This window comes from Wolbachia endosymbiont of Tuta absoluta, from assembly GCF_059414725.1.
The window spans coordinates 1-415 of the sequence record NZ_JBNRJY010000349.1 but is presented as its reverse complement, the minus strand read 5'-3'; the positions used below and the strand labels follow the sequence as shown (position 1 = coordinate 415).

1 pseudogene is annotated in these 415 nt (G+C 40.5%); it reads left to right on the top strand.

Annotated elements, in window-relative coordinates:
- Positions 1-301: 301 nt before the first annotated feature.
- Positions 302-415 (top strand): annotated as a pseudogene (locus tag ACJ5GX_RS03665) (AAA family ATPase); the annotation flags it as partial.

Below are 415 nucleotides of genomic sequence, written 5' to 3'. Positions count from 1 at the left end.
CGTAAAACGGATATTAACACCACGTCTGACAAAACATTACATAGTATATACATACACATATCACGCCTATTATCCCTTGCGGGGTAGGCAGAGCGTTAACGGCCGTAAAACGGATATTAACACCACGTCTGACAAAACATTACATATATACATACACATATCACGCCTATTATCCCTTGCGGGGTAGGCAGAGCGTTAACGGCCGTAAAATGGATATTAACACCACGTCTGACAAAACATTACATATATTAGGTCCTTACATATGAAATTGTCGTTTTGTCGTACTGGCCACTTTGATCGATCTTTACGTGGATTTTATAGCACTGGCATGGTGATGTTTGCTCATGATGAGGAAAGCACTGTCCGTCAAATAGTATTTGAGCTTCGTAATGGTGAACGTGTAGCGCATTTATTA